Consider the following 2,722-nt stretch of genomic DNA (forward strand, 5'->3'; position numbering starts at 1 on the left):
AGGAGGATGGCAAAAAGGGCTTGATTTGGCTTCCACGCTCTGACTTTGATAGCTCCTGGGTCATTCTGATGAGAGAGGACCTCGCGAAAAATTTGAATATCCAAACGATTAGTGACCTGGCTAGGTATACAAATCAAGAAAATGTAGAAATTGAACTCCAATCTATGAAATTTGCTGTCAATGAGGAGTTTTTGCGAAGAGAGGATGGGGTAAAAAGGCTGAACGAGGTTTACGGCTTTTCCATCAAAGATGAAAATGTCCTTGCGGTAGAGAATAATCTGCTGGCTCAAGCTGTCAAGGAATCAAGGGTTCAAGTGGCCGTCGGATGGGTGGCGGACAGCCGGATCAAGAAGTATCATTTAACGGCACTTGAAGATGACCGTGATGTTTTTCCACCCTATCATGTTGCCCCCATCATAAGGCAAGAGACCATGGACTCCCATCCCGAGATTGCAGAACTATTGGGTCAGATATCAAAAAAGCTAAATAATGAAGTGATGATAGACCTTACTTACAAGGTTGAGGTACTGCATCAAGATGCATTCGCCGTAGCTAGACAGTTCTTGAAAGAAAATGATTTGTTAAAGAAGTAGAGGAAAGATCCCGTTGTCTGGGATCTTTTTCATTTGGATAGATAATTCCTAATTATGTTGACATTTTATATAATCGTGATTATAATATAATCATAGGTTGTGTTATGCCTGCATCGTATTTCCTCCAACCACTTAGTTACTTTTTTTAGGCGCCTATGCGCCCATTTTTTTTTAGAATCATTAAAAAGGAGGGTTCTTTAATGGACTTCGTACAAGAACATCGATGCATTCATTGCCAAGAATTGATGGGATGGAAGATCTCCTTCCAAGATGAAACAGATGAGATGCATTGGTTTGTGGGAGAAAGGAAAGATCACCATCTTGAAGATTGGGATGATGAGAACCTTATCGTTTTTTGTCAGCATTGTGATGCCGAAAATTCATTCAGCGAGTAAATTCAGCTCCGCCGCAGTCTATATGGACTTGTGAGCGGAGTTTTTTTGTTGAAATTGCATACAGGTGTAGAAAAATTCTACAGCGGACTGGATAGAATATTTACGTTTTTTTTATTGAAATACAGTAATATAAGGAATCTATGAGTATGGCACGAATTTTGCATTATTAAAAGTTAAAAATAATGGAACTGGATAGGAGACAAATTCCATGGATAAACGACTAGAAATCGAACTGCATTCCTGCGTAAAGCTTCTATTAAAAAACCCGCCACAGGAAGAACGAGCGAAATTATATGAAAGACTTTTTCAAGTATTTCAGAAGCTCGGCATCTCTTTATGAAATATGTTTCACTTAAATGGTTGATGATTATATTGGCACTGATTGGTTGGTTTTTTCCGTGGGAGGAGCTGAGCTATAGCCAACAGCCCGGCAACAGTAAAGATCCTGCTCCTGCTTTTGAGAAAACCATCACGATCGGGGCGAAGAACGGAACCTTGTCAGCCTTATTGCTTAAAATGACAGGGATTTTACTTAAGGACCAAGGCTATACCGTAAAGGAAATCTCTTTTTCTGATTCTGAGCTGCTTCGTTCAGCATTGGAAGCGGGTGTCATTGATTTGTATTGGGAATCCACCTATCTGGCGATGAAATCATCCGAAGAAAATGATGAGGTTGTCGATTCTGTCACGACTTATCAAGAGTTGATGGAAAAAGATAGGGCCAGAGGATTCGTATGGCTGCCAGAAAGCAAACTTGCGCATAAGCCGGTCATACTTATGAAGTCATCTCAGGCTAGTCAATGGAAGATTCAGACGATCAGTGACTTGGCTGAGTTAATTCAGCAAAACAAGATAAAAATCAGATATGCCGTAGATAAAGAATTGATGATGAACAAAGAACTGGTACATCGCCTTAAAATCGGTTATGGGCTAATCATCCCTGAAAAGGATTTAGTTTCAGTAGAATCGCACCAGATTTATCAGGCCCTAAATGAAAATCATACGGAAGTGGCGATTGGATGGTCTTCAGATAGCCGAATTCAAGAATACAACCTGCTGGAACTTGTTGATGATCGGCTGCTTTTTCCTTCCTTTCATATAACTCCGGTTATCAAGCAAGAAATTCATGATCTTGTGCCTTTGGTAAGTAAAATTCTCCATAACCTTACTTTAGAGAAAGTGCTTGAGCTTCAATATGAAGTAGATATACAGGACAAAGATGTCACAAAGGTAGCAAGGGGATTTTTGACCGAATCAAACTTGTTGTTAAAAAGAGAGTAATATTGCAACAGTGTAGAAGAATTTTACACCAAGAAGTAGAATTCTTCTACAATATTCGAGTGGCCAAGGTTAAGATCTTTAAGAATATTAGGAAGAAACGATTGGCATGAAATTTGCTATTAAATATTGTTGTAAATGCTTTCAATGGAAATTCACAAACCATCGATATAGGGAGGGTTATATCATGATTTGGAAAGGCGAAAAACTTGTAACGATTAAGGATTTTTTGACCAAGGGAATTAACCGTTGTGAGTCACAAGAGGAAGCAAAGATGTTTATGAAGCTTTATCGGGCAGAAAATCCTCGAGCCGATGAGAACATGGACTTCATGAGCTGTTATTATACTACGGAAGAAATGTTGCGTATTAAAGCATGGTTTGATATAGAAAAGCAGAATCATGCCAGCCAGACGTTATTGGCCAAGTAGTTTTAGAGATAGATAGGATGGGAGAA

5 protein-coding genes are annotated in these 2,722 nt (G+C 39.2%); all 5 read left to right on the forward strand.

From position 1 onward, the window contains the following. A partial coding sequence (locus ABLT31_RS38205; protein WP_367760944.1) for an ABC transporter substrate-binding protein occupies nucleotides 1-593 on the forward strand: 593 nt, incomplete at its 5' end. A gap of 200 nt (nucleotides 594-793) precedes the next feature. Next, nucleotides 794-988: a hypothetical protein gene (locus tag ABLT31_RS38210; protein ID WP_367760945.1), complete on the forward strand. Its 195-nt coding sequence runs from the start codon at nucleotides 794-796 to the stop codon at nucleotides 986-988. 208 nt (nucleotides 989-1,196) lie between these two features. After that, the gene (locus tag ABLT31_RS38215) at nucleotides 1,197-1,328 is read left to right on the forward strand and encodes a hypothetical protein (protein WP_367760946.1); all 132 of its coding nucleotides are present in this window, start codon (nucleotides 1,197-1,199) and stop codon (nucleotides 1,326-1,328) included. Nucleotides 1,329-1,351: 23 nt separating this feature from the next. Further along, a complete protein-coding gene (locus ABLT31_RS38220) occupies nucleotides 1,352-2,269 on the forward strand; it encodes an ABC transporter substrate-binding protein (protein WP_367760947.1) in 918 nt (305 codons plus the stop codon). A 184-nt stretch (nucleotides 2,270-2,453) separates the two neighbouring features. Further along, complete coding sequence (locus tag ABLT31_RS38225) at nucleotides 2,454-2,696, forward strand: hypothetical protein (protein ID WP_367760948.1); 243 nt, start codon at nucleotides 2,454-2,456, stop codon at nucleotides 2,694-2,696. Nucleotides 2,697-2,722: the final 26 nt, after the last annotated feature.

It is taken from the genome of Ammoniphilus soli (assembly GCF_040813775.1).

What these genes read in the sequence shown, in the direction of transcription:
- ABLT31_RS38210 (WP_367760945.1), top strand. Translation starts at nt 794, where the DNA reads ATGGACTTCGTACAAGAACATCGATGCATTCATTGCCAAGAATTGATG.
- ABLT31_RS38215 (WP_367760946.1), top strand. Translation starts at nt 1,197, where the DNA reads ATGGATAAACGACTAGAAATCGAACTGCATTCCTGCGTAAAGCTTCTA.
- ABLT31_RS38220 (WP_367760947.1), top strand. Translation starts at nt 1,352, where the DNA reads ATGATTATATTGGCACTGATTGGTTGGTTTTTTCCGTGGGAGGAGCTG.
- ABLT31_RS38225 (WP_367760948.1), top strand. Translation starts at nt 2,454, where the DNA reads ATGATTTGGAAAGGCGAAAAACTTGTAACGATTAAGGATTTTTTGACC.